A 24911-nucleotide genomic window follows, 5' to 3' on the forward strand; every position below is an offset into this window, starting at 1 on the left:
GTCGAAAGCGCCTGCTTGGCGCTTATTGCGCCTTGACCCGCTCCGACGGCCGCCGCGCGCCAGCCACCAGCTTCTCCACGGCCTTGCTCACGGCCACCATGCCGAAGGTCGCGGTCACCATCATCACCGCGCCGAAGCCCCCCGAACAATCCAGGCGCACGCCTTCCCCCACGAAGCTCTTCTGCAGGCACACACTGCCATCCCCCTTGGGGTAGCGCAGTTGTTCGCTGGAGAACACGCAAGGCACACCATAATTGCGGCTGACATTGCGCGAGAAGTTGTAGTCCCGGCGCAAGGTGGAACGTACCCGCGACGCCAGTGGGTCGTTGAAGGTCTTGTTGAGGTCGCCAATCTGGATCTGGGTCGGATCGATCTGTCCGCCCGCCCCCCCGGTGGTGACAATCGCAATCTTGCGCCGCCGGCACCAGGCGATCAGCGCGGCCTTGGCCTGCACGCTGTCGATGCAATCGATCACACAATCCAGCGACTCGGTGATGTATTCGAGCATGGTGTCACGGGTGACGAAGTCAGCCACCGCATGCACGGTGCAGGCCGGATTGATCGCGCGCAGGCGCTCGGCCATGACCTCGACCTTCGAGCGCCCCACCTGCCCCTCCAGCGCATGGGCCTGGCGATTGGTGTTGCTGACGCAGACGTCGTCCAGATCGAACAGGCTGATTTCGCCCACGCCACTGCGCGCCAGGGCTTCTGCCGCCCAGGAACCCACACCGCCAATGCCGACGACCGCCACGTGGGCCTGGCGCAGACGTTGCAGGCCGTCATCGCCGTACAGCCGGGCGACACCGGCAAAGCGTGGATCTTCTGTGCTCATGTTCATACCCCGAAAAAACCGGCGCGCATTATATGCCATGCGGACACGCCGGTGAGGGCTTGTCGACATGATGCTCCTCTTCGCGCAGCGCGCGTTCATTAGGAAACAGCCTACCAATCCTGCTTTAATGTCTTATCAAACAAGCAGATCTGGACGACAACAGAGCGGGATGCACGGCGCTCGCTTCCCGCTCCCTTCCTCGGAAACTGAATCACCTATGTCATCACGCAAATTCGGTCTCAACCTGGTGGTGGTGCTGGCCATTGCCGCGCTGTTCACCGGCTTCTGGGCGCTGATCAACCGCCCGGTATCGGCCCCAGCCTGGCCAGAGCAGATCTCCGGTTTCTCCTATTCGCCCTTCCGCCTCGGTGAAAGCCCGCAAAAAGGCCAGTACCCCAGCGAAGACGAGATGCGCCAGGACCTGGAGCAACTCAGCAAGCTCACCGACAACATCCGCATCTACACCGTCGAAGGCACCCAGGCGGAAATTCCGCACCTGGCCGAGGAGCTGGGCCTGCGCGTGACCCTGGGCATCTGGATCAGTACGGATCTGGAGCGCAACGAGCGCGAGATCGAAAAAGCCATCGGTTTGGCCAACAGCTCGCGCAGCGTGGTCCGTGTGGTGGTAGGCAACGAAGCCCTGTTCCGGGAAGAAATCACGCCAGAGGCACTGATCAAATACCTGGATCGGGTGCGGGCCGCGGTCAAAGTACCTGTGACCACCAGTGAGCAATGGCACATCTGGAAAGAGCACCCGGAACTGGCCAAGCACGTCGACCTGATCGCCGCGCACATCCTGCCTTACTGGGAGTTCGTGCCGGTGGGCGATTCGATCCAGTTCGTGCTCGACCGGGCCCGCGACCTCAAGCGCCAGTTCCCGCGCAAACCCTTGCTGCTGTCGGAAGTGGGCTGGCCGAGCAATGGCCGCATGCGCGGCGGCGCCGATGCGACCCAGGCCGACCAGGCGATCTACCTGCGCACCCTGGTCAACACCTTGAACCGCCGCGGCTTCAACTACTTCGTGATCGAAGCCTACGACCAGCCCTGGAAAGCCAGCGACGAAGGCTCAGTGGGCGCGTACTGGGGCGTGTTCAACGCCGAACGCCAGCAGAAATTCAACTTCGAAGGGCCAGTGGTGGCCATTCCACAATGGCGAGCCCTGGCCGTGGCTTCGGTGGTGCTGGCGATGATCGCACTGACCGTGCTGCTGATCGACGGCTCGGCGCTGCGCCAACGCGGACGCACCTTCCTGACCTTCATCACCTTCCTCTGCGGATCGGTGCTGGTGTGGATCGCCTACGACTACAGCCAGCAGTACAGCACCTGGTTCAGCCTGACCGTAGGCTTGCTTCTGGCCCTCGGCGCCATCGGTGTGTTCATCGTCTTGCTCACCGAGGCCCACGAGCTGGCCGAGGCTGTATGGATTCACAAGCGAAGACGCGAATTCCTCCCGGTGCAAGGCGACAGCGCCTACCGACCCAAGGTCTCGGTGCACGTGCCGTGCTACAACGAGCCACCGGAGATGGTGAAACAGACCCTCGATGCCCTCGCCGCCCTGGACTATCCCGACTACGAAGTGCTGGTGATCGACAACAACACCAAGGACCCGGCCGTGTGGGAGCCGCTCAAGGCCCACTGCGAGAAGCTCGGCGAGCGCTTCAGGTTCTTCCATGTGGCCCCGCTGGCAGGCTTCAAGGGGGGGGCACTGAACTACCTGATCCCGCACACCGCCAAGGATGCCGAAGTGATCGCGGTGATCGACTCGGACTACTGCGTCGACCCTAATTGGCTCAAGCACATGGTGCCGCACTTCGCCGATCCGAAGATCGCCGTGGTGCAGTCGCCGCAGGACTACCGCGACCAGCACGAGAGCGCCTTCAAGAAGCTGTGCTACAGCGAATACAAGGGCTTCTTCCACATTGGCATGGTCACCCGTAACGACCGTGACGCAATCATTCAGCACGGCACCATGACCATGACTCGACGCAGCGTGCTCGAAGAGCTGGGTTGGGCCGAATGGTGCATCTGCGAGGATGCCGAGCTGGGCCTGCGGGTATTCGAGAAGGGCCTGTCGGCCGCCTATGCCCACAACAGCTACGGCAAGGGCCTGATGCCAGACACCTTCATCGACTTCAAGAAACAGCGCTTCCGCTGGGCCTATGGTGCGATCCAGATCATCAAGCACCACGCCGGCGCCCTGCTGCGCGGCAAGAACAGCGAGCTGACTCGTGGCCAGCGCTACCACTTCCTGGCCGGCTGGCTGCCATGGATCGCCGATGGCATGAACATTTTCTTCACCGTCGGCGCACTGTTGTGGTCGGCGGCGATGATCATCGTGCCGCATCGCGTCGATCCACCGCTGATGATCTTTGCCATCCCGCCGCTGGCGCTGTTCTTCTTCAAGGTCGGCAAGATCGTGTTCCTCTATCGCCGTGCGGTGGGAGTCAACATGAAGGACGCCTTCGCCGCCGCCCTGGCGGGCCTGGCGTTGTCGCACACCATCGCCAAGGCGGTGCTGTACGGCTTTTTCACCAGCAGCATGCCGTTCTTCCGCACCCCGAAGAACGCCGACAGCCATGGCGTGCTGGTGGCGATCTCCGAGGCGCGCGAAGAGCTGTTCATCATGTTGCTGCTGTGGAGCGCGGCAGCCGGGATCTACCTGGTGCAGGGGCTGCCCAGCTCCGACATGCGCTTCTGGGTAGCGATGCTGCTGGTGCAGTCGCTGCCGTACCTGGCGGCGTTGGTGATGGCGTTGCTGTCGTCGCTGCCCAAGCCTGGAGAAAAGGCCGCCGAACCGCAGCAGGCCTGATGTAGCCGGGCTGCTTCGCAGCCCATTCGCCGCTGCGACTTGCCGGCGAATGGGCCGTGAAGCCTGAAATCATTTGATATAAGATAACGCCCCTCAGATTTCCCGCCTTGCCTTGCCCCGGAGTCCCCCATGACGGCCCCAGCCGAGCTCTCGCCTACCCTTCAACTGGCCTGCGACCTGATCCGTCGCCCCTCGGTGACGCCGGTCGATGCCGACTGCCAGACCCTGATGATGAACCGCCTGGGTGCCGTCGGCTTCCAGCTCGAGCCGATGCGCTTCGAGGACGTCGACAACTTCTGGGCCACCCATGGCAACCAAGACGGTCCGGTGCTGTGCTTCGCCGGTCATACCGACGTGGTGCCCACCGGCCCCGTGCAGCAATGGCAGCATGAGCCTTTCGACGCGCTGATCGACGCCGACGGCATGCTCTGCGGCCGCGGCGCTGCCGACATGAAGGGCAGCCTGGCCTCGATGGTCATCGCCAGCGAGCGCTTCGTGAACGATCACCCCGACCACCGCGGCAAGATTGCCTTCCTCATCACCAGCGACGAGGAAGGTCCGGCGCATCACGGCACCAAGGCCGTGGTGGAGTTGCTCAAGGCCCGCAACGAGCGCCTGGACTGGTGCATCGTCGGCGAGCCGTCGAGCACCACGCTGCTCGGGGACGTGGTCAAGAACGGCCGTCGCGGCTCGCTCGGCGCCAAGCTGACCGTGCGCGGCAAGCAGGGCCACGTGGCCTACCCGCACCTGGCCCGCAACCCGATCCACCTGGCCGCGCCGGCCCTGGCGGAACTGGCTGCCGAGCACTGGGACGAGGGCAATGCCTTCTTCCCGCCGACCAGCTTCCAGATCTCCAACCTCAACTCCGGCACCGGCGCCACCAACGTGGTCCCGGGCGACCTGGTCGCGCTGTTCAACTTCCGCTTCTCCACCGAGTCGACTGTCGAAGGCCTGCAACAGCGGGTGGCGGCAATCCTCGACAAGCACCAGCTGGACTGGTCGATCGACTGGGCGCTGTCGGGCCTGCCGTTCCTCACCGAACCAGGTGAACTGCTCGATGCGGTGTCATCGAGCATCAAGGCCGTCACCGGTCGCGACACCCAGCCGTCCACCAGCGGCGGCACCTCCGATGGCCGTTTCATTGCCACCCTGGGCACCCAGGTGGTCGAACTGGGCCCGGTCAACGCCACCATCCACCAGGTGGACGAGCGTATCCTGGCCAGCGACCTGGACCTGCTGACCGAAATCTATTACCAGACCCTGGTGCGGTTGCTCGCCTGATGCTTGCCTGCCCCCTCTGCCAGGCGCCCCTGACGCAGCTCGACAACGGTGTGGCCTGCCCTGCCGGCCACCGCTTCGACCGCGCCCGCCAGGGCTACCTGAACCTGCTGCCGGTGCAGCACAAGAACAGCCGCGACCCGGGCGACAACCAGGCCATGGTCGAGGCTCGTCGCGATTTCCTCGACGCCGGTCACTACGCCCCGGTGGCCGCGCGCCTGGCGCAACTGGCCGCAGCACGCCAGCCCAGCGCCTGGCTCGATATCGGCTGCGGCGAGGGTTACTACACCGCGCAGATCGCCCAGGCGCTGCCTACGGCAGACGGCTATGCCCTGGACATCTCCCGCGAGGCGGTCAAGCGGGCCTGCCGCCGCGCACCGCAGTTGACCTGGATGGTCGCCAGCATGGCTCGCGTGCCGATGGCGGACGCCAGCTGCAACTTCATCGCCAGTGTCTTCAGCCCGCTGGATTGGGCCGAAGCCAAGCGCCTGCTCGCCCCGGGTGGCGGCCTGATGCGGGTCGGACCGACCAGCGGCCACCTGATGGAGCTGCGCCAGATGCTCTACGATGAAGTGCGCTACTACGCCGACGACAAGCACCTGGCCTTGGTCCCGGACGGCATGCAGCACGCCCACGGCGAGGTGCTCGAGTTCACCCTGACACTGAGCGAGGCCAAAGCCCGCGCGGACCTGCTGGCCATGACCCCGCACGGCTGGCGCGCCAGCGCCGAGAAACGTGCCCGCGTGATCGAGCAGCCTGAGCCGTTCGACGTCACGGTTTCCATGCGTTATGACTATTTCGTGCGCCAAGACTGAGCACACCCGGAGCCCTGAAATGCGCCAACCCGATATCGAGATCTACCTCAAGGACGCCGACGTCGATCACAAGCAGATCGCCGACTGGCTGACCCAGGCCCTGGGCCCATGCAGCGAATGGAAACAGAAAGGCCAGACCTTCAAGTGCACAGCCGGTAACATTCCGGTCACTTGGTTACCCAAGGCTGTAGGGAAATGGAACAGCCTGTACCTGGAAAGCGATCAGACACCGTGGGCCGATGACGTTGCTTGCGCCCGTGCCGCCTTCGCTGCGCTCGAGGTCGAAGTGCGCTGCGCGCCGGGCAGTTGGGTCGAGGAAGATGGTGAAGAGGATGCCGATCGCTGGATCCGCATCAGCGCCGACGGTGAAGAGGAAATCACCTGGCGCACCAGCTGAAAAAGCTCGCATCAGGCTGCAAGTTCCACGGACAACCTGCAGCTTGAAGCGTGCCGACTACGTGTCAGAGACCGACCACGTCCTCTGCCTGCAGGCCTTTCTGGCCCTGCACCAGGGAGTACTCCACCTGCTGTCCCTCGACCAGGGTACGATGCCCCTCACCGCGGATCGCACGATAGTGGACGAACACATCCGCTCCCCCGTCGCGCTGAATGAAGCCAAAACCCTTGGCATCGTTGAACCACTTCACATTCCCAGTCTCACGAGACGACATCTGAAACACTCCGGATTTTTATTTTGAAGATCGCCTTGCAGGCACAGGGTCTCCTCCCTGTGCCGACACTGCTTGAGGAAATTTCCTGCAAGGTGCGGACCGAGTATATGACAGAGAACAAAAAAAATTGATGACGGGTCCGTGGATGGACGATTTTTGCTGAACTTATGCAGATACAGCAGCCTAACTTGCTGGTATATCACCTGATACATTTTCCAGGGCAAACACCCCATGACCCGTTCCCCCCTGCGCCGCCTGATCTTCGGCGCCCTGCGTCGCGTGCTCTACCTGTGGGTGCGCTCCGAAACCATCAACCAGTCCTCGCTGACGCTCAAGCTCGACCGCAGCCGCCCGGTGTTCTATGCCCTGCCCTCGCCGTCGCTCACTGATCTGGCGGTGGTCGACCGCGAGTGCACCAAGGCGGGGCTGCCACGCCCCATACTGCCCGTTGCCGTCGGACCGCTGCACGAACCTGCGGCGTTCTTCTACCTCACGCCAGACCCGGACTGGCTAGGCCGCCAGGACAAACGCGGCGCGCCCCCCACCCTGGAGCGCCTGATCGAGGCGATCGGCGAGCATGCCGAAGAGGATGCGCAGATCATTCCGGTCAGCGTGTTCTGGGGGCAGACCCCGGCCAGCGAATCCAGCCCGTGGAAACTGTTGTTCGCCGACAGCTGGGCGGTCACCGGTCGTCTGCGCCGCCTGCTCAGTGTCTTGATCCTTGGTCGCAAGACCCGCGTGCAGTTCTCCGCGCCGATCCACTTGCGTGAACTGGTGCAGCAAAACAAGGGCCAGGAACGCACCGTGCGCATGGCCCAACGCCTGCTTCGCGTGCATTTTCGCAACCTGAAGACCGCGGTGATCGGGCCGGACATCTCGCACCGGCGCAACCTGGTCAAAGGCCTGGTCCATGACCCGCTGGTGCGCCAGGCGATCAGCGATGAGGCCGAGCGCGAGAAGATCCCCTACGCCAAGGCGGAGGCCAAGGCGCTGCACTACGGCAACGAGATCGCCTCGGACTACACCTACACCGCGATCCGCTTCCTGGAAGTGGTGCTGAGTTGGTTCTGGAACAAGATCTACGACGGCATCAAGGTCAACCACATCGAGCAGGTGCAAGGCATCGCACCGGGCCACGAGGTGATCTACGTGCCGTGCCATCGCAGCCACATCGACTACTTGCTGCTGTCGTACCTGTTGTTCCGCAATGGCCTGACGCCGCCGCACATCGCTGCCGGCATCAACCTCAACATGCCGGTGATCGGCGGTCTGTTGCGCCGCGGTGGTGCGTTCTTCATGCGCCGCACGTTCAAGGGCAACCCGCTGTACACCGCGGTGTTCAATGAGTACCTGCACACCTTGTTCACCAAGGGTTTCCCAGTGGAGTACTTCGTCGAGGGCGGACGCTCGCGCACCGGGCGCATGCTGCAGCCACGCCCGGGCATGCTGGCGATCACCCTGCGCAGCTTCCTGCGTTCCTCGCGCACGCCGATCGTCTTCGTGCCGGTCTACATCGGCTATGAACGCGTGCTCGAAGGCCGTACCTACCTGGGTGAGCTGCGCGGTGCGAGCAAGAAGAAAGAGTCGATCTTCGACATCTTCAAGGTCATCGGCGCCCTCAAGCAGCGCTTCGGCCAGGTCTACGTCAACTTCGGCGAACCGATCCGCCTGGGCGCGTTTTTGGACCAGCAGCAACCAGGCTGGCGCGAGCAAGACCTTGCCCCGCAGTTCCGCCCGGCCTGGCTCAACGACACCACCACCCGCCTGGGCCAGACGGTCGCCCAGCACCTGAACGGGGCGGCAGCCATCAACCCGGTCAACCTGGTGGCCCTGGCGCTGCTCTCGACCAGCCGCCTGGCCCTCGACGAACGCGCCCTGGTTCGCGTGCTCGACCTCTACCTGGCCCTGTTGCGCCAAGTGCCCTATTCGAGCCACGTGACCTTGCCCGAAGGTGACGGCAAGGCGCTGATCGAACATGTCAGGGGCATGGAGTTGCTGGCCGAGCAGAAGGACGCCCTCGGGCGCATCCTCTATCTGGACGAAGCCAATGCGGTGCTGATGACCTATTACCGCAACAACGTCCTGCACATCTTCGCCCTGCCGGCGCTGCTGGCAAGTTTCTTCCTCAGCAGCTCGCGGATGAGTCGCGAACTGGTGGGGCAATATGTCCAGGCGCTGTACCCCTACCTGCAGGCCGAACTGTTCTTGCGCTGGACACCGGAGCAACTCGACGAGGCCATCGACCAATGGCTGGGCGCGCTGGTCGAGCAAGGCCTGCTGCGCTTCGAGAACGGCGTGTACCTGCGTTCGGCGCCGAGCTCGCGCCAGTTCGTGCTGCTCACTCTGCTGGCCCGCGCCATCACACAGACGCTACAGCGTTTCTACATGGCCACCTCGCTGCTGCTCAACAGTGGCCAGCACAGCCTGAACGCCGAGGAACTGGAAGACCTGTGCGTGATGATGGCCCAGCGCCTGTCGATCCTGCATGGGCTCAATGCCCCGGAGTTCTTCGACAAGACCCTGTTCCGCCACTTCATCCAGACCCTGGTGCACGAAGGCGTGCTGCTGCCGGATGGCAATGGCAAGCTTGGCTACCACGACAAACTCGCCGAGCTGGCCGAAGGCGTCGCCAAGCGGGTGCTGTCGGCGGAGCTGCGCTTGTCGATCCGACAGGTGGCGCTGCATAGGGACGACACCGCAGAACAGGCTATCGTCTGATCCAGAGTTGGCCTTTTCGCAGGCAAGCCCCCCTGCAAAACTTTGTGGGAGCGGGCTTGCCCGCGAAAAGGCCGGCGCGGCAAATGTTCCGAGCAGTGTGCCGAGCACCGGACAGATTTCCTTCCCCACCCGCCATTGCGCTAAAGTCCCAGTGGTCGGCCACAAGCCCACGCCAAGGACTGCGGAGATTCCATGAAAAAACTTCTTACGCTGTGCTGCGCCACCCTGCTCACAGCCTGCTCCAGCCATACCACGCCGCACCAGGCCAGTCTGGAAGGCGAAGTCTTCTACCTGCAGCGCATTGCCCTGCCGCCTGCCGCCACGCTCAGCGTGAGCCTGCAGGACGTCTCGCTGATGGACGCCCCGGCCGTCACCCTCGCCAGCCAGTCCGGGCCGGTCAAGGGCAACGTGCCACTGCCGTTCCAGCTCAGCTACGATCCGGCCAAGGTCCAGCCGGGCCATCGCTACGCCGTCAGCGCCCGCATCGAACTCGATGGCAAGCTGCTGTTCATCAACACCGAACACCACGGCGTCCGACTCGACGGCAGCGACCCGCAACCTGTGCGGATCAAGGTCGATCAAGTACGTTGATCCCGCTTCATTTCTGCCCATAAGGAAGTCTTCATGATTCGCTCCTCCTTGCGCTTCACCACCCTGTGCGCCGGCCTGCTGCTGTCGGCCAGCGCCCTGGCCCTGTCGCTTGGCGACCTGTCCCAGAGCGACGCTTCCGCCGGCCTCAAGGACGCTCTGACTCAGGGCGCGCAGATCGCCGTCAAACAGCTGAGCACCCCCGGCGGCTTCAACAACAACCCGGACGTGCGCATCGAACTGCCCGGCAACCTGGGCAAGGCCGCCAAGGCGATGAAGATGTTTGGCAAGGGCGACCAGGTCGACGCCCTGGAAAACAGCATGAACAAGGCCGCCGAAGCTGCCGTGCCACAAGCCCAGGCGATTCTCGTGGATGCGGTGAAAAAGATGACCGTGACCGACGCCAAGGGCATCCTCAGCGGTGGCCAGGATTCGGCCACCCAGTACCTGAACAAGAGCAGCCGCGAGCAGATCCGCGCCAAGTTCCTGCCCATCGTCAAGCAGGCCACCGACAAGGTCGGCCTGGCCCAGCAGTACAACAGCTTCGCCGGCCAGGCCAAGGGGCTGGGCCTGATCAAGGATGACGCCAATATCGAGAACTACGTGACCGAAAAGGCCCTGGACGGGCTGTTCGAGATGATTGCCAAGCAAGAACAGAGTATCCGCCAGAACCCGGCACAGGCCGCGACGAGCCTGGCCAAGAAAGTGTTCGGCGCACTCTGATTCGCCCACCGCAACTGCCTGAAAGTGCATCGCGGGCAAACACCCGCGATGCAACCCCGGCCCAGGCCCATGGGCACCGCCAGAACGACCGCCCAGCGGTTTTGCGCAAAAGATCCCCCGAGCGGCACTTGCACGATCTGCACGCTGCTGCTTGAATCCAATTCGTCAGTCTTCATGTGACTCATCGGTCACTCATGGAGTCCAAGACGCCTTTTGCCGGCCACCCAAGGTCTCGATGCCCTGGGGCACGGCAGATCGCCCGCCAACAACAATACCCGTCGACCCGCGCAACCGGGATCGGCACTGGGCCCCCCGGTTTCACTTCAAGGCGAATGCCTACCTGTCATATAGGACGTGCACCCTAGGGTTCTGCGCAGCCATTTCGAGCGATCGATACGACTGGGCAGGCCACTAGATGACGCGAGTGCCCTTTTTGCGCCAGGAGTCGATGACATGAGGCCAGAAATCGCTGTACTTGATATCCAAGGTCAGTACCGGGTTTACACGGAGTTCTATCGCGCGGAAACGGCAGAGAAGACGATCGTCCTGATCAACGGCTCGCTGGCCACCACGGCGTCTTTTGCCCAGACGGTGCGCAATCTGTATCCGCAATTCAACGTGGTGCTCTACGACCAGCCCTATGCCGGCAAGTCCAAGCCACACAACCGCCAGGAACGTCTGCTGACGAAAGAGACCGAGGCGCATATTCTGCTGGAGCTGGTCGAGCACTTCCGTGCCGATCACGTGATGTCCTTCTCCTGGGGCGGCGCGTGCACGCTGCTGGCACTGGCGCACCAGCCACGCCTGGTGAAGAAGGCGATCGTCAGTTCGTTCTCGCCGGTGATCAACGATCCGATGCGCGACTACCTCGAGCGCGGCTGCCAGTACTTGTCCGCCTGCGACCGCTATCAGGTCGGCAACCTGGTCAACGACACCATCGGCAAGCACCTGCCGTCGCTGTTCAAGCGCTTCAACTACCGTCACGTGAGCAGCCTGGACAGCCACGAGTACGCACAGATGCACTTCCACATCAACCAGGTGCTGGATCATGATCTTGAGCGGGCATTGAAGGCAGCGCGCAATATCGACATCCCGGTGCTGTTCATCAACGGCGAGCGTGACGAGTACACCACCGTCGAGGATGCCCGGCAGTTCAGTCGCCATGTGGGCAAGAGCCAGTTCAGCGTGATTCGCGATGCCGGCCACTTCCTGGACATGGAACACAAGACCGCCTGCGAGGACACCCGCAGCGCGATACTTGGTTTCCTCAAGCCGGCACGCGAGCCTCGCCAACGCTACACCTACGTGCAGGGGCAGCATGCGCTGGCCATCTGAGCGGCCCGGCGACCTGTGACCGTCAGCCGCCGGCTCAGGTCGTCGACAGGCTTTTTTACAACCCTGGGCTTCTCATGAGGCTTGGGTTCTGGTAAAAAGTCGCGCTGCGAAGCGGGTATAGTTTAGTGGCAAAACGAAAGCTTCCCAAGCTTTAGTTGAGGGTTCGATTCCCTCTACCCGCTCCAGATTCCTCGCCTGAAACCCCTGGTTTCAGCGCCCGTAAAAAGAGCCGTCGGCTCTTTTTTCGTTTCTGCATCTTCCATTGATCTGGCCCATGGCCATTCCCTTGCCCATCCGCTTGAATGCGCGGCCGGATTTCGCTTGCAAGCGAGACGGCTTCGGGTGCATATCGCCTACTCTACCCAGAGACATTTCCAAGGGACTGCCCATGTTTCTTTCCCGCTGGTTGCCCGGCCTGGCCAACCTTCTGCACTACCGTCGCGAGTGGTTCCACGCCGACCTGCAGGCGGGTCTGTCGGTGGCAGCGATCCAGATCCCGATCGCCATTGCCTACGCGCAGATCGTCGGCCTGCCACCGCAGTACGGTCTGTATGCCTGCGTGCTACCGATGATGGTCTACGCCCTGATCGGCAGTTCGCGGCAATTGATGGTCGGCCCCGATGCCGCTACCTGCGCGATGATCGCCGGGGCCGTGGCGCCCTTGGCGATGGGCGACCCACAGCGCATCGCCGAGCTGTCGGTCATTGTCACGGTGCTGGTCGGGGTAATGCTGATCGCGGCGGGTCTGGCCCGCGCCGGGTTCATCGCCAGCTTCTTCTCGCGGCCAATCCTGATCGGCTACCTCAACGGCATCGGCCTGAGCCTGATCGCCGGGCAACTCTCCAAAGTGGTTGGCTTCAGCATCGAAGGTGACGGTTTCATCCTCAGCCTGATCAATTTCCTCGAGCGCCTGGGTGAGATCCACTGGCTGACCCTGGCCATCGGGCTCGGCGGCCTGGCCCTGCTGATCTGGCTGCCAAGGCGCTACCCGAGGCTGCCCGCCGCCCTGGTCACGGTGGCAGTGTTCACCGTGCTCGCAGGGCTGTTCGGTCTCGATCGCTTCGGTGTGGCGATCCTCGGTCCGGTGCCTGCGGGCATCCCGGAGCTGGCCTGGCCACAGAGCAATCTGGCCGAAACCAAGAGCCTGCTGCGCGACGCGCTGGGTATCGCCACGGTCAGCTTCTGCAGCGCCATGCTCACCGCGCGCAGTTTCGCCGCGCGGCATGGCTACGCGATCAATGCCAACCACGAGTTCGTCGCCCTGGGCGTGAGCAATCTCGCCGCCGGCATCTCCCAAGGCTTCGCCATCAGCGGAGCGGACTCGCGCACCGCGGTCAACGACATGGTCGGTGGCAAGAGCCAGTTGGTGGGCATCATCGCCGCGCTGGTGATCGCGCTGATCCTGCTGTTCTTCACCGCACCCATGGCCTGGATCCCCCAGGCCGCTCTCGGTGCCGTTTTATTGATGGCCGGCTGGGGCCTGATCGACGTGAAGTCGCTGGGCAAGATCCGTCGTCTGAGCCGCTTCGAGTTCTGGCTGTGCCTGCTGACTACCATCGGCGTGCTCGGCCTGGGCGTGCTGCCGGGCATCGTCTTCGCCGTGACCCTGGCCATCCTGCGCCTGCTCTACACCATCTACCAACCCACCGACGCCGTGCTCGGCTGGGTACCGGGCATCGAAGGCCAGGTCGACGTACGCCAGCACCAGGACGCACGCACCGTACCGGGCCTGGTGGTGTACCGCTTCGATGACGCGATCCTGTTCTTCAACGCCGATTACTTCAAGATGCGCTTGCTCGAAGCCCTGCAGCGCGAGCCTGAACCCAAGGCTGTGCTGTTCGATGCCGAGGCCGTGACCAGCATCGACGTCAGCGGCATCGCCGCCCTGCGCGAAGTGCGCGACACCTTGCAAGCACAAGGCGTGCACTTCGCCATCGCCCGCGCCCGTGGCACCTTCCTGCGCATGCTGGTGCGCTCGGGGATGGCGCGGGAGATGGAAGACACGCTGCTGTTCGGCTCGGTCCGCGCAGGAATCCGCGCCTATCGGGTGTGGCGTAACCGGGAGCGCAGCGCAGAGCCAAAAGCGTGATCAGTACCCCAGCTTCTTCAGCAACTGAGCTTCGACCGGCACCTGCGTACGCCCGTAGAAACGCAGCAGTTCCCCGGCCCGGTTGGTGAAGATGCCATCCACTCCCGCCTTCATCGCCTTGTCGAAATCCACCCGGTCATCGAGGGTATACACATGCACCAGCAGCCCGCGCTCGTGGCTGGCCTGGTTCATCCACGGCTGGATCAGGTCGGCATAGCTCTGCTCGCCCAGGTTGCTGCGCACCGCAGACGGGCCTGTGCCGATGGCACCACCGGCCTTCGCTGCATCGAGCCAGCGCAGGAATTCTTCACGATCCTTGGGTTCCTGGCGGGCGTAGAACGCCGCCTTGTCGTGCTCGCCGGAATCGGCAAAATCCTTGCCCGACTTGGGCTCGATGCTGCCCTTGCCAATCCACAGCAGCAGGATCTTCGGCACTTGCGGCATCTGTTGGTGCAGCAGCGCCAGGCTGTTGCGATCAAAGGTCTGCAGGATCACCCGCCCCGGCTTGTCGAGCCAGCCACGGGCCTGGAGTTTTTCCTTGAGCTGCTGCTCGATGCCAGGAAACTGCTTGGGCACCTTGGTCTCGATGTACAGCCCCGGATGACGCTCGGGATTGCCTTCGGCGATATCGATCACTTCGTCGAGGGTCAGGATCTGCAGCTTGCCGAACGAATCGCGGGCTCGGTCCGGATAGGCCTTGTTGAACCAGCTACCAGCGTCGAGCGACTTCAGCTCAGCCAGGGTGAAGTCGCTGACCGGGCTTTTCGCCCGCTCGGGGAAGCGCTCGGCGACATCGCTGGTGCGCGCCAGCACGTCGTCATGCACCACCACCAGATGGTTGTCTCTCGTACGCTGCAGGTCGAGCTCCAGATAGTCGGCGCCCAATTCACGGGCCAGCAGGTAGGCCGCAGTGGTCGATTCGGGAGCATCGAAGGAGGCGCCGCGGTGGGCGATCACCGCCGGGTGGGGCACATGCTGGGCCTTGGCCAGGGAGGGACCATCGCTGGCGCCAGCGGTCACGGCAGACAGAAACAGAGCCAGGCCCACGGCAGGAAGTACAGGTATACGCATTCATCGATCCTCTTGAGCCGCGCCTGCTGAGGATGCTGCGCGGCTGGTTCCTTGGAGATGCAAGCCTCTCACAGCTTCGATGACATGCTAAAGTCCCCCGCGTTCCCCCCTGCCCCCGGATACGCGATGCCCTCTCTCGATTCCCAGCTGGCCCAGTGGCCCGACCTCAACGACCGCCACCCCTGTACCGCCCTGCTGGTCGGGAATGGCGCCAGCCGGGTCCTGTGGAAGCCGTTCGGCTACTTCTCGCTGTTCGAACAGGCGCAGCGCGCCGGTCGCAAGACCGGCCTGGCAATCAGCGACCAGGCGCTGTTCAAGTCGCTGGGCACCGAACTGTTCGAGCCGGTGCTGAGCACCCTGAATACCACGGTGCGCGCCAACGCGGCCCTGGCGATCAACGCCACCGCACCGCTGAACCGCTACTATTCGATCAAGGAAGCGCTGATCCACGCGACCCGGACCGTGCACCCACCGCACGCACTGCTGTCGAGCGCGACCTTGGCCTCGATCAACGCCGCACTGCGCCAATACCGCAACGTCTACACCAGCAACTACGACCTGATCCTGCCATGGGCCATCGAACATGCCCCGCAAGGTTTCGCAGCGCTGTTCGATGATGAAGGTTTCTTCGACGTGCGCCGCCCCCGCGGCGAAGGCACGCGGGTGCTGCATCTGCACGGGGGTATGCACCTGCTCAAGCTGCCAGACGGCAGCACGCGCCAACGCAGCGCCAAGGGCAGCGAGTTGCTCGACGGCTTCGCCGTGAACATTCCTGGCGAGGTGCCGTTGTTCATCAACGAAGGCCGCAGCGAACAGAAACTGCAGGCGATTCGTCACTCCGACTACCTGTCCTGGAGCCTCGGCCAACTGGCCCGGGAACACGAGGGCCTGTGCCTGTTCGGGCAACATCTGGACAGCAGCGACCACCACCTGCTGCACGCCATTCACCAGGCTCGTCCCAAACATTTGAGCATCGCCATCCGCCCTCTCAACGAAGCCTCGATTCTCAACCAGAAACAGCACTTCACCGACCGCTTCGCCGACATTCCAGACACCTCACTGCATTTTTTCGATGCTTCCAGCCACCCCCTGGGTGCCGCGGAGCTGGCGCTGCCCGTGCCACTGGCCCAGGCCCGGCGTCACTGAGAATTCATGCGAGCCAATCTGGCAAATGTAAATAATTCTCGATAAGATCCGCACCCTTTCCTTCCCAGGCCAGCCCGGAAAGCGTGCATGCAGCGCCTCAAGCCCGACCCAGCCACCCAGGACACCTGCCGCGGTTTCTATGCCGAGATCCTGCATTTCCTGCGCAAGCGCATGGACAATGCCAGCGATGCCGCCGACATGACCCAGGATGTGTTCACCCAATGGCTGGGCTACCGCGACCGCGCCAAGGTCGAGCAACCCCGCGCCTTCCTGTTCCAGATGGCGCGCAATCTGCTCAGTGACCACTGGCGGCGGCAGAAGGTGCGCCACGCCGCGCTCGAAACAGAGGCCAGCGACGAGGCTGCAGCCGACAACGACCCGCTCGACCACGCCCAACAGGCGCAACGCCTCGAACAATTGCGCGAAGTGCTCGCCGAACTCTCGCCGCGGCGGCGAGAAGCCCTTATGCTGCACCGCTTCGAAGGCCTGACCCAGGCGCAGATCGCCGAACGCATGGACATTTCCGTAAGCATGGTCGAGAAGCACATCGCCGCCGCCCTGCTGCAATGCAAGCAACGGCTGGACAGTGACAATGGCAGGGAGCAGCCGTAATGAACCATATCGACGACATCGACCAGCGCCCGATCGACGCTCAGGCGGCCAGTTGGTTCACGCGCAACCGCAATACGCCGTCGCGTGAGGAACGCAAGGCCTTCGCCCTGTGGATCCAGCACCCGGAGCATGCGCGCGCCTATCGCCAGTTCGAACAGCTGTGGGACGACCTGGCGGCGCTCAAGCAGGCCAGCCAGCCCATCGCCCTGCCGGTTCGTCGGGCGCCGCGCTGGCGTCCGGCCCTGGCGGTGGCTGCGGCGCTGCTGTGCGCGGTGCTGGCCAGCAACCTGGGCAGCACCGCCGCACCGATGCACCAGAGCCTGGCGGCCAGCAACAGCATGCGCACCTTGCGCCTGCCTGATGGCAGCCAGTTGTTCGTCAACGCCCAGACCCGCCTGCGCCTGGATTTCACCGCCGAACAACGCTTGATCCGCCTCGAACACGGCCAGCTGTACATCGAAGTGGCACCCGACAAGGAGCGCCCGCTGTTCGTCGATGCCGGCAGTGCCCGCGTGCGCGTGGTCGGCACCGGCTTCGACCTGCGCCGTGGCGACCGCGAGCTGGCTCTGAGCGTGGCCCACGGCCAGGTTGCCTTCGAGACTTCGGGCGAACATCAGCCTGCGCTGTTGCTCGGCGCCGGACAGCGCGTCACCTACGATCCGGCGCGCGGCACACTGGTGCGCCAGGAGCTCGGAGAACAGCCGGTGGCCGACTGGCGCGATGGCCACGTGAGCTTTCGCAACCGTGAACTGGCGAGCCTGATCGACGAACTGAGCCTGTACCGCCAGCAACCGGTTTTGCTCGCCGACCCGAGCCTGGGCCGCTACAAGGTTTCAGGCAACCTCGATGTGCACGATCCTGATGCTCTGCTCACCGCCCTGCCCGCGTTGCTCCCGGTAAAAACCACCTTGCTCGGCGATGGTCGCCTGCGCATCGAGCATCGTTCGAAATAAATTTGAGAATTTTTATCATTCGCAGGTGAGGGTTTTTCCCAACGCCGCGTCTTCCTCCCCGCCTGCCGCGTGAACGGCGGGCTTTTTTCCGGCCATTTGCCGTTTGGGGGAATCCATGTTGCCTGCGTTGCGTCCGTTGAAAGCCTTGCCCACTCGTCCCACCCTGCTCGCCCTGTGCCTGGCCATCAGCCTGGCCGCCGAAGCCGCGCCGCAGCAGTTCGACCTGCCCGCCCAACCGCTGGCGCGCTCGCTGAGCCAACTGGCGCAACAGGCCAAGGTCCAGCTGCTGTTCGACGAAGCCCTCCTGCACGACGCCCAGGCCCCGGCCCTGCAGGGCGCCTTCGAGGCGCAGGATGCGATCGCCCGCCTGCTTGCCGGCAGCCGCTTCAGCATGGTGCGCATGGGCAACACCTATGTGGTGCGGCTCAACGAGGAGCAGCCACAGGCCGACAACAGCATCCAGCTCGGCGCCATGAGCATCGTCGGCGACGGCCAGCAGATCGGACCGCAGAACGTCGGACGCTCGACCCTCAACCAGGAACAGATCGACCGCTACCAGCCCAGCAACATTCCCAGCGTGCTCGCCACCCTGCCAGGCGTGAACATGGGCGGCTCAGCCAAGCCGGGCGGGCAGACCATCAACATCTGGGGCCTGGGCGACGCCGAAGACGTGCCGATGACCGTCGACGGCGCCACCAAGAGCGGCTTCGAACGCTACCAGCAAGGCACGGTGTTCATCGAGCCGGAACTGATCAAGCACATCGAGGTGGAAAAAGGCCCGCACTCGGTCAAGACCGGCAATGGCGGTTTCGGCGGCAGCGTCAACATGACCACCAAGGACGCCGGCGACCTGCTCCAGGAAGGCCGCAACAGCGGCGCCATGATCAAGTACGGCTACGCCAGCAACGACCACCAGCAGGTGTACAGCTCGGCGCTGTTCGGCCGCACCGAGGATGGCCGCTTCGACGGCCTGGCCTACCTGACCAAGCGCGATGGCGGCGACATGAAGCTGGCCAGCAACATCCCCGACCCGGAAGGCCGCTACCCGATCAACCCGACGCGCCTGCCTAACAGCGCCCTGGACCTGGACGGCGGGCTGTTCAAGGGCAATGTGCACTTCAACGAAGAACACAGCCTGGGCTTCTCCTGGTCGCGCTCGCAAAGCGAACGCTGGGCACCGTTCTCGTCCACCGCCTACCCCACGCCACCTACCGCAGCCGACATCAAGAAGTACGGCTACGAGGCTGCGCTCAAGCGCTTCCTGGCCAACCGCACCACCACCGACACCACCTGGTCGACCACCTACACCTATCAGCCGATCGACAACCGTTGGGTCGACCTGGAGGTGAAGTACTCCGACTCCGACACCAAGCAGACCGACGAACGCCTGGCCACGGCGTTCTTCCAGCCGGCTACCGGCGGGCGCAAGATGGACACCGAGTACCGCGATCGCATGCTCGCCATGACCAACACCAGCCTGTTCGAGACCGGCGCGCTGGAGCACGCACTGACTGCCGGTGTGCAAGTGCGCCGCCACGACCGCGACACGCAGATGTGGATGCCCGGCGGCATCTACGACACGCCGCGCTACAACTACGGCCACTACCAGCCTTACTTCATGCCCAGCGGCAAGGTGCAGAGCCAGGGTTACTACCTGCAGGACGCCATCACCCTGGGTGACGTGACCATCACCCCGTCGCTGCGCTACGACCAGGTGACCAACGAGGGCAAGCCCAACGATGCCCCGCTGTACAACAACCCGGCCGCTGGCCACGACTACAGCGACAAGACCTACAGCGGCTGGTCGCCGCGTCTGTCGGTGTTCTGGAAGGTCACCCCCAACACCGCCCTGTTCGCTGACTACAGCAAGACCTGGCGGGCGCCTGTGCTGGACGAACAGTACGAAGTCCAGGGCAGCGGCAGCCGCACCGCCACCAGCCGCAACCTGGACCCGGAACGCATCACCGCCCTGCGCGTGGGCAGCGTGTTCGACTTCGACAACCTCGTGCTGGCCAACGACAGCGCCCAGGTGCGCACCACACTGTTTCGCAATCACATCGAAGACGAGATCTTCAAGGCCACCGGCATCGGTTGCCCGCAACAGCTGGTCACCGGCGGCACCATCGCCAACACCTGTGGCGGCGGGCTGATGTCCAACTACCGCAACATTGGTGATGTGGTGATCAAGGGCTTCGAGGTGGAGAGCTTCTACGATTCGACCTACCTGTTCGGCTCGGCGTCGTTCTCCTGGATCACCGGCCGTCACCAGGGCGCCTACACCAACCCCTGGGGCCCGGACGTGTGGGCCAAGGATATTCCTGCGCCGAAATGGATCACCACACTGGGCGTGAAGATCCCCGCCTGGGATGCGCGGATCGGCTGGACCGCGCAGTTCGTGCGCCAGACCGATCGCCTGCCCAGCGACAAGTACTACAACGGCCCGGCTAGCGTGCTGGGTGACCGCTACTACGATCAGTTTGCCAACAGCCGTTACCAGATCCACGGCCTGTTCGCCAACTGGAAGCCGCAGCAGGCCTATCTGAAAGGCACTGAGGTCAACTTCACCGTGGACAACCTGTTCAACAAGGCCATTCGGCCTGAACTGTCGGGGGAGAATGCCTTGGTGCAGGGGCGCAACGCCAAGATCAGCGTGACGCGGTTCTTCTGATTGTTGCCAGTCGCGGTGGAGGCGAGCTTGTCGGGGCGCCGAACCACCGCGAACATTGGCGGTGTGCTTTTCGCGGGCAAGCCCGCTCCCACAGGGCCTGGCAATACTCAGCCGGCAATGAGCCCATCCGCCCGCAACAGGCTCTCCAGGCAATGCTCCTGCACTCCATAGAAAGCCTTGAGCTGGGCGATCTTCTCCAGCAGCGCGCTGTTATCCGCCGCCTGCCTGCGCTTGACCGCCAGGATCATCTTGTTCTTGTTGGTGTGCTCCAACGAAATGAACTCGAATACTTTGGTCTCGTAGCCACAGGCTTCCAGGTACAACGCGCGCAGGCTGTCGGTGAGCATCTCGGCCTGCTGACCCAGGTGCAGGCCGTATTGCAGCATCGGCTGCAACAGCCCTGGGCTGTGCAGTTGCGGGCGGATCTGCTTGTGGCAGCACGGTGAGCACATGATGATCGATGCGCCGCAGCGGATACCGGTATGGATGGCGTAGTCGGTGGCGATGTCGCAGGCGTGCAGCGCGATCATCACCTCGATGGCATCGGGCACCACGCTGCGCACATCGCCGCACTGGAACTCCAGGCCAGGATGCTCCAGCCGCGCCGCGGCAGCGTTGCACAGTTCGACCATGTCGGGGCGCAATTCCACGCCGGTCACTTGCGCCTCGCGCCCGAGGGAATTGCGCAGGTAGTCGTGCATGGCGAAGGTCAGGTAGCCCTTGCCCGAACCGAAGTCGGCGACGCGCAGCAACTGGTCCGCCGCCAGCGGCGCGCTGCCCAGGGCATGCTCGAAGACCTCGATGAACTTGTTGATCTGCTTCCACTTGCGCGACATCGACGGAATCAGCGCACCTTGGGCGTCGGTCACGCCCAGATCGCGCAGAAATGGCCGCGACAGTTCCAGGTAGCGTTTCTTCTCGCGATCATGCCCGCTCGCCGCAGCCTCACGCGGCACCTGGGTGCTGTGACGCTGCAACAGCGGCTTGCCCTTCTTGCTGAACCCCAGTTGCACCTCGCCTTCGGCGGTGAACAGGTGGGCATTGCGAAAGCTCTCCGGCAGCAATTCGGCGACCAGGGCCTGGGCCTGATCCCGCGGCAGGTTGCGGGTGATGTCGCGGGTCTGGTGACGGTAGACCAGCGACAGGCAGGGCTGGCCCTTGATCTGTACAGGCTTGGCGATGATCCGCTGCAGGCTCTGGTCGGCACCGACATGGCGCGCCAGGACCAGCTTGGTCAGGGTTTCGCTCTGCAGGGCATCGCCCAGCAAGGTCAGGAACTGGGCGCGGGCGTCCGCCGCGGGGGTGGAGGAAGACATGGGAAGGGGGTGCCTCAAGATGCGCAATGGCGGGCATTCTACAGGTTTGCAGGCTTGAGTGGCTGTGCGGGCCCCATCGTCGGCCTGCACCGCCACACACTGTTCAATCCAGGATCAGCAACTGGTTGGGCAACTGGTTGCGCCGCCGCGTCGGCGGCAGGTGCTGGCTGAGCAACTCGCCACACGCATCGATGCATTCGACGAACCCCTGCAAGGTGCGTCCCGCGCAGACGTGAGCGGTAAACCGCGCCACCAGTTCTGCACGGACCCGCTCGTCCAGGTGCCGGGCGATGCCCTCGTCGGCCAGGATGGTCACATAGCGCTCCGCCTCGCTGACGAAGATCAACACCCCGGTGGCGCCCTCGGTGCGTTGCAGGTTCTGCTCACGAAATTGCCGCCGGGCGAGAGCGGCGGCACGGCGGTGGCGCAGCATCCGAGGGACCAGCCAGCCGGCCAGGCGCGGGTTGCGCAGCAACAGGCTGAAGGCGATGAAGGTCAGCACCTGGGCCACCAGCAGCCCACGCAGCCCAGGCCACCCCAGCAGCACCTGCACCAACCCGGGCAGCGCCAGCGCCAGCAGCACAGCCCACAACAACGGCAGGTAGGCATAGTCATCGGCGTGGCGCGCCAGCACCGTCACCAGCTCCGCGTCGGTGCGCTGTTCGGCACGGGCAATGGCTTCGGCAACCTGGCGTTGTTCGTATTCATTGAGAAGGGTCATGCCTTCGGTCTCTCGATCGTTCTTATAGTTGTTAGCCCGGCACGCGGTCGGCGAGAGTGTATCTCATCGAGCCCCACTTATAAGGCATAATCCGCGGCGACCGCGGGAGGATGGGGGAGCGACCTGTTACACCGCCAGCGGGCCAGACAACAACAGCCGTCCGAAAAATCGGCCGCGAGCGAACCACTCGACAACGGAATTGATGATGAAACTGTCCTTGCTGGGCCTGGCCATGGGCCTTGCCAGTCAGGCGGCCGTGGCCGCCACCTCCGCACCGCCCCTGGAAGACAAGCGGGCCTTCATCGACCATCTGATCAGCCAGATGACCGTCGACGAGAAAATCGGTCAGTTGCGCCTGATCAGTATCAGCCCGGAAATGCCGCGCGAAAAGATCCGCGAGGAGATCGCCGCCGGTCGCATCGGCGGGACCTTCAACTCGCGCACCGCGCCGGAGAACCGGCCGATGCAGGACGCCGCCATGCGCAGCCGTCTGAAGATTCCGATGTTCTTTGCGTACGACACCATCCACGGTGAACGTACGATCTTCCCGATAAGCCTGGGCCTGGCAGCGACCTGGGACATGGACGCCATCGCCAAGGTCGGCCGCACCTCGGCCATCGAAGCCTCGGCCGATGCCCTGGACATGACCTTCGCGCCGATGGTCGACATCGCCCGCGACCCACGCTGGGGCCGCACCAGCGAGGGCTTCGGCGAGGACACCTACCTCACCTCGAAGATCGGTCAGGTGATGGTCCGCTCGTTCCAGGGCAAGAGCCCGGCCGAGCCCGACAGCATCATGGCCATCGTCAAGCACTTTGCCCTGTACGGCGCAGTGGAAGGCGGGCGCGACTACAACACGGTCGATATGAGCCTGCCGAAAATGTACAACGACTACCTGCCGCCCTACCGCGCCAGCCTCGACGCCGGTGCGGGCGGAGTGATGGTGGCGCTGAACTCGATCAACGGCGTGCCGGCCACCTCCAACACCTGGCTGATGAACGACCTGCTGCGCAAGGAGTGGGGCTTCAAGGGTGTGACCATCAGCGACCACGGCGCCATCCAGGAGCTGATCCGCCACGGCGTGGCCCGCGACGGCCGCGAAGCGGCGAAGCTGGCGATCAAGGCCGGCATCGACATGAGCATGAACGACACCCTCTACGGCCAGGAGCTGCCGGGGCTGCTCAAGTCCGGTGAAGTGACCCAGGCCGAGCTCGACCAGGCGGTACGCGAAGTGCTGGGTGCCAAGTACGACATGGGCCTGTTCAAGAACCCCTACGTGCGCATCGGCAAGCCCGAGACCGACCTCAAGGACTACTACGGCGACGACCGCCTGCACCGTGAGGCCGCCCGCGACGTGGCCCGCCGCAGCCTGGTGCTGCTGGAGAACAAGAAGCAGGCCCTGCCGCTGAAGAAGGCCGGCACCATCGCCCTGGTCGGCCCGCTGGCCGATGCCCCGATCGACATGATGGGCAGCTGGGCCGCCGACGGCCGCCCCGAACACTCGGTAACGGTTCGCGAAGGCCTGCGTCGCGCCACCGAAGGCAAGGCCAAGGTCATCTATGCCAAGGGTTCGAACGTCACCGGCGACAAGGCGATCTTCGACTACCTGAACTTCCTCAACTTCGCGGCGCCGGAAATCATCGACGATCCGCGTCCGGCCGCCGTGCTGATCGATGAAGCGGTCAAGGCCGCCCAGCAATCGGACGTGGTGGTGGCGGTTGTAGGTGAATCGCGCGGCATGTCCCACGAGTCGTCCAGCCGCACCACCCTGGAGATTCCGGCGGTACAGCGCGAGTTGATCAAGGCGCTGAAGGCCACCGGCAAACCCCTGGTGCTGGTGCTGATGAACGGCCGGCCACTCTCGATTGCCTGGGAGCGCGAGCAGGCCGATGCCATCCTCGAAACCTGGTTCAGCGGCACCGAAGGCGGCAACGCCATCGCCGATGTACTGTTCGGCGACTACAACCCGTCCGGCAAGCTGGCCATCACCTTCCCGCGTTCGGTCGGGCAGATCCCGATGTACTACAACCACCTGAGCATCGGCCGCCCGTTCACCCCGGGCAAGCCGGGCAACTACACCTCGCAGTACTTCGAGGAGCCCAATGGCCCGCTGTATCCGTTCGGTTACGGCCTGAGCTACAGCAGCTTCGAGCTCTCGGACCTTGCGCTGTCGAAGACCGCGCTCAAGCGGGGTGACAACCTGCAGGCCGAAGTGACGGTGAAGAACACCGGCAAGGTCGATGGCGAAACCGTTGTGCAGCTGTACATCCAGGATGTCAGCGCTTCGATGAGCCGTCCGGTGAAAGAGCTGAAGAACTTCCAGAAGGTGCTGCTCAAGGCGGGCGAGTCCCGCACCTTGACCTTCCGCATCAGCGAGGATGACCTGAAGTTCTACAATGGCCAGCTGCAGCATGTGGCCGAGCCTGGGCAGTTCAACGTTCAGGTCGGGCTGGACTCGCTGGCCGTGCAGCAGCAGAGCTTCGAGTTGCTGTAGACCGCTGCGGCCCCTTCGCGGGCAAGCCCGCTCCCACAGGGCCACATGTGCTCTTGTGGGAGCGGGTTTACC

General features: G+C 63.9%; 19 protein-coding genes and 1 tRNA gene. 15 read left to right on the forward strand and 5 right to left on the reverse strand.

The features are described from left to right. Positions 1–22: 22 nt before the first annotated feature. On the reverse strand, positions 23–832 hold the full coding sequence (tcdA, locus tag AC2CGW_RS03675) for a tRNA cyclic N6-threonylcarbamoyladenosine(37) synthase TcdA (RefSeq protein ID WP_065862293.1): 810 nt from the start codon (positions 830–832) through the stop codon (positions 23–25). 217 nt (positions 833–1049) lie between these two features. Between tcdA and AC2CGW_RS03680 the strand changes: the two genes are divergently transcribed. From AC2CGW_RS03680 to AC2CGW_RS03695, 4 genes are all read left to right on the forward strand, one after another. Further along, complete coding sequence (locus AC2CGW_RS03680) at positions 1050–3641, forward strand: glycosyltransferase (protein ID WP_186667248.1); 2592 nt, start codon at positions 1050–1052, stop codon at positions 3639–3641. A gap of 129 nt (positions 3642–3770) precedes the next feature. Next, entirely contained in the window at positions 3771–4922 is a 1152-nt protein-coding gene (gene dapE, locus AC2CGW_RS03685) for a succinyl-diaminopimelate desuccinylase (protein ID WP_186667249.1), read from the forward strand. Next, a complete protein-coding gene (locus tag AC2CGW_RS03690; RefSeq protein ID WP_484573556.1) occupies positions 4922–5734 on the forward strand; it encodes a putative RNA methyltransferase in 813 nt (270 codons plus the stop codon). Before dapE ends, AC2CGW_RS03690 begins: the two co-directional genes overlap by 1 nt. A gap of 19 nt (positions 5735–5753) precedes the next feature. Beyond that, complete coding sequence (locus AC2CGW_RS03695; protein ID WP_186667251.1) at positions 5754–6131, forward strand: hypothetical protein; 378 nt, start codon at positions 5754–5756, stop codon at positions 6129–6131. Positions 6132–6195: 64 nt separating this feature from the next. On the opposite strand, the gene AC2CGW_RS03700 is transcribed toward AC2CGW_RS03695, so the two are convergent. Next, entirely contained in the window at positions 6196–6405 is a 210-nt protein-coding gene (locus AC2CGW_RS03700; RefSeq protein WP_065862298.1) for a cold-shock protein, read from the reverse strand. Between the two features lie 231 nt (positions 6406–6636). Between AC2CGW_RS03700 and plsB the strand changes: the two genes are divergently transcribed. From plsB to AC2CGW_RS03730, 6 genes are all read left to right on the forward strand, one after another. Continuing rightward, positions 6637–9123: a glycerol-3-phosphate 1-O-acyltransferase PlsB gene (gene plsB, locus AC2CGW_RS03705; protein ID WP_484573557.1), complete on the forward strand. Its 2487-nt coding sequence runs from the start codon at positions 6637–6639 to the stop codon at positions 9121–9123. Between the two features lie 192 nt (positions 9124–9315). After that, positions 9316–9714 carry a YbaY family lipoprotein gene (locus AC2CGW_RS03710; RefSeq protein WP_186718836.1) on the forward strand — a complete coding sequence of 133 codons (399 nt, stop codon included), beginning with the start codon at positions 9316–9318 and terminating at the stop codon, positions 9712–9714. A gap of 33 nt (positions 9715–9747) precedes the next feature. Next, positions 9748–10434 carry a DUF4197 domain-containing protein gene (locus AC2CGW_RS03715; protein WP_288374755.1) on the forward strand — a complete coding sequence of 229 codons (687 nt, stop codon included), beginning with the start codon at positions 9748–9750 and terminating at the stop codon, positions 10432–10434. Between the two features lie 453 nt (positions 10435–10887). Beyond that, positions 10888–11769, forward strand: a complete 882-nt coding sequence (locus AC2CGW_RS03720; RefSeq protein ID WP_186667255.1) for an alpha/beta fold hydrolase — start codon at positions 10888–10890, stop codon at positions 11767–11769. A gap of 111 nt (positions 11770–11880) precedes the next feature. Then, a tRNA-Gly gene (locus AC2CGW_RS03725) sits at positions 11881–11954 on the forward strand. A gap of 203 nt (positions 11955–12157) precedes the next feature. Then, the gene (locus AC2CGW_RS03730; protein ID WP_186667256.1) at positions 12158–13858 is read left to right on the forward strand and encodes a SulP family inorganic anion transporter; all 1701 of its coding nucleotides are present in this window, start codon (positions 12158–12160) and stop codon (positions 13856–13858) included. On the opposite strand, the gene AC2CGW_RS03735 is transcribed toward AC2CGW_RS03730, so the two are convergent. After that, positions 13859–14929, reverse strand: coding sequence for a glycerophosphodiester phosphodiesterase (locus AC2CGW_RS03735; RefSeq protein WP_186709286.1), 1071 nt, complete (start codon positions 14927–14929; stop codon positions 13859–13861). 126 nt (positions 14930–15055) lie between these two features. Between AC2CGW_RS03735 and AC2CGW_RS03740 the strand changes: the two genes are divergently transcribed. The 4 genes from AC2CGW_RS03740 (at position 15056) to AC2CGW_RS03755 (ending at position 20308) form a co-directional block, all read left to right on the forward strand. Further along, positions 15056–16075 carry a DUF4917 family protein gene (locus tag AC2CGW_RS03740; protein ID WP_426352827.1) on the forward strand — a complete coding sequence of 340 codons (1020 nt, stop codon included), beginning with the start codon at positions 15056–15058 and terminating at the stop codon, positions 16073–16075. Between the two features lie 87 nt (positions 16076–16162). Further along, positions 16163–16687 (forward strand): RNA polymerase sigma factor, encoded by a 525-nt coding sequence (locus AC2CGW_RS03745; protein WP_186667259.1) that lies wholly within the window; start codon positions 16163–16165, stop codon positions 16685–16687. After that, positions 16687–17640, forward strand: a complete 954-nt coding sequence (locus AC2CGW_RS03750) for a FecR family protein (protein ID WP_186667260.1) — start codon at positions 16687–16689, stop codon at positions 17638–17640. The genes AC2CGW_RS03745 and AC2CGW_RS03750 overlap by 1 nt, the downstream gene beginning before the upstream one ends. 115 nt (positions 17641–17755) lie before the next feature. Next, on the forward strand, positions 17756–20308 hold the full coding sequence (locus AC2CGW_RS03755) for a TonB-dependent receptor (protein ID WP_411383137.1): 2553 nt from the start codon (positions 17756–17758) through the stop codon (positions 20306–20308). 107 nt (positions 20309–20415) lie between these two features. On the opposite strand, the gene AC2CGW_RS03760 is transcribed toward AC2CGW_RS03755, so the two are convergent. Further along, entirely contained in the window at positions 20416–21624 is a 1209-nt protein-coding gene (locus tag AC2CGW_RS03760) for a class I SAM-dependent methyltransferase (RefSeq protein WP_426352826.1), read from the reverse strand. Positions 21625–21727: 103 nt separating this feature from the next. Further along, a complete protein-coding gene (locus tag AC2CGW_RS03765) occupies positions 21728–22345 on the reverse strand; it encodes a TPM domain-containing protein (protein WP_426352825.1) in 618 nt (205 codons plus the stop codon). A 202-nt stretch (positions 22346–22547) separates the two neighbouring features. Between AC2CGW_RS03765 and bglX the strand changes: the two genes are divergently transcribed. Then, positions 22548–24839 carry a beta-glucosidase BglX gene (gene bglX, locus AC2CGW_RS03770; RefSeq protein ID WP_484573558.1) on the forward strand — a complete coding sequence of 764 codons (2292 nt, stop codon included), beginning with the start codon at positions 22548–22550 and terminating at the stop codon, positions 24837–24839. Positions 24840–24911 lie beyond the last annotated feature (72 nt).

The organism is Pseudomonas sp. SYWMCR5 (genome assembly GCF_057197165.1).

Coding starts and splice junctions, on each gene's coding strand:
- AC2CGW_RS03765 (WP_426352825.1), bottom strand. CDS start 22,345: ATGACCCTTCTCAATGAATACGAACAACGCCAGGTTGCCGAAGCCATT.
- AC2CGW_RS03680 (WP_186667248.1), top strand. CDS start 1,050: ATGTCATCACGCAAATTCGGTCTCAACCTGGTGGTGGTGCTGGCCATT.
- AC2CGW_RS03715 (WP_288374755.1), top strand. CDS start 9,748: ATGATTCGCTCCTCCTTGCGCTTCACCACCCTGTGCGCCGGCCTGCTG.
- plsB (WP_484573557.1), top strand. CDS start 6,637: ATGACCCGTTCCCCCCTGCGCCGCCTGATCTTCGGCGCCCTGCGTCGC.
- AC2CGW_RS03700 (WP_065862298.1), bottom strand. CDS start 6,405: ATGTCGTCTCGTGAGACTGGGAATGTGAAGTGGTTCAACGATGCCAAG.
- AC2CGW_RS03760 (WP_426352826.1), bottom strand. CDS start 21,624: ATGTCTTCCTCCACCCCCGCGGCGGACGCCCGCGCCCAGTTCCTGACC.
- dapE (WP_186667249.1), top strand. CDS start 3,771: ATGACGGCCCCAGCCGAGCTCTCGCCTACCCTTCAACTGGCCTGCGAC.
- AC2CGW_RS03750 (WP_186667260.1), top strand. CDS start 16,687: ATGAACCATATCGACGACATCGACCAGCGCCCGATCGACGCTCAGGCG.
- AC2CGW_RS03745 (WP_186667259.1), top strand. CDS start 16,163: ATGCAGCGCCTCAAGCCCGACCCAGCCACCCAGGACACCTGCCGCGGT.
- bglX (WP_484573558.1), top strand. CDS start 22,548: ATGATGAAACTGTCCTTGCTGGGCCTGGCCATGGGCCTTGCCAGTCAG.
- tcdA (WP_065862293.1), bottom strand. CDS start 832: ATGAGCACAGAAGATCCACGCTTTGCCGGTGTCGCCCGGCTGTACGGC.
- AC2CGW_RS03730 (WP_186667256.1), top strand. CDS start 12,158: ATGTTTCTTTCCCGCTGGTTGCCCGGCCTGGCCAACCTTCTGCACTAC.
- AC2CGW_RS03755 (WP_411383137.1), top strand. CDS start 17,756: ATGTTGCCTGCGTTGCGTCCGTTGAAAGCCTTGCCCACTCGTCCCACC.
- AC2CGW_RS03735 (WP_186709286.1), bottom strand. CDS start 14,929: ATGCGTATACCTGTACTTCCTGCCGTGGGCCTGGCTCTGTTTCTGTCT.
- AC2CGW_RS03710 (WP_186718836.1), top strand. CDS start 9,316: ATGAAAAAACTTCTTACGCTGTGCTGCGCCACCCTGCTCACAGCCTGC.
- AC2CGW_RS03740 (WP_426352827.1), top strand. CDS start 15,056: ATGCCCTCTCTCGATTCCCAGCTGGCCCAGTGGCCCGACCTCAACGAC.
- AC2CGW_RS03720 (WP_186667255.1), top strand. CDS start 10,888: ATGAGGCCAGAAATCGCTGTACTTGATATCCAAGGTCAGTACCGGGTT.
- AC2CGW_RS03695 (WP_186667251.1), top strand. CDS start 5,754: ATGCGCCAACCCGATATCGAGATCTACCTCAAGGACGCCGACGTCGAT.
- AC2CGW_RS03690 (WP_484573556.1), top strand. CDS start 4,922: ATGCTTGCCTGCCCCCTCTGCCAGGCGCCCCTGACGCAGCTCGACAAC.